Annotated in this window: 1 protein-coding gene; it reads left to right on the plus strand. The window is 73.7% G+C overall.

Translation table 11 applies throughout. The annotated features are described in order from the left end of the window. Nucleotides 1-15 precede the first annotated feature (15 nt). The coding region (locus tag OP86_RS32530; RefSeq protein ID WP_245231855.1) for an AMP-binding protein at nt 16-834 on the plus strand (819 nt) is incomplete at its 3' end.

Consider the following 834-nt stretch of genomic DNA (forward strand, 5'->3'; position numbering starts at 1 on the left):
GACACCGAGCACGCCGTGCCGGCCGGTGACCTGCACGAGCTGTTCGAGGCGCAGGTGGCGCGGACTCCCGAGGCCGAGGCGGTGGTGTTCGAGAGCGAGGTCCTGACCTATGCCGAACTCAATGCCCGGGCCAACCGGTTGGCCCGTCACCTGGTGGCGGCCGGGGCCGGTCCGGAGACGCTGGTCGGGCTGTCGCTGCCCCGGTCGGTGGACCTGGTGGTGGCCACCCTGGCGGTGGCCAAGTCGGGCGCCGCCTACCTGCCGATCGACCAGGCCTACCCGGCCGAGCGGGTGGCGTTCATGCTCGCCGACGCGCGCCCCGCCCTGCTGCTGACCGACCGTCCGACCGAGGCGCCGCAGGACGTCCGCACCCTGGTCCTGGCGGACATCGCCGCCCAGGTGGCCGAGCACCCCGCCGACGACCTGCCGGCCGTCGGCGACCAGGCCCGGCCCGCGTACGTGATCTACACCTCGGGCTCCACGGGGCGTCCCAAGGGCGTCGTGGTCACGCATCGGGGTATTGCGAACCTGGCGGCGGCGCAGGTGGACCGGTTCGGGATCGAGCCGGGCAGTCGGGTGCTGCAGTTCGCGTCGCTGAGTTTCGATGCGGCGTTCTCGGAGCTGAGCACCGCCCTGCTATCCGGCGCCACGGTGGTGCTGGCGCCGAGTGCGCGGTTGATGCCGGGCGAGCCGCTGGCTGCCCTGCTCGCCGAGCAGGCGGTCACGCATGTGACCCTGCCGCCGGCGGCGCTTGCGCAGCAGCCCGTTGACGGCGGGTTGCCGGAGGGGATGACGCTGGTGCTGGCCGGTGAGGCGGCGCCGGCGGAGTTGGTG

The organism is Streptomyces novaecaesareae, from assembly GCF_000716875.1.
Lineage (GTDB): Bacteria > Actinomycetota > Actinomycetes > Streptomycetales > Streptomycetaceae > Kitasatospora > Kitasatospora novaecaesareae.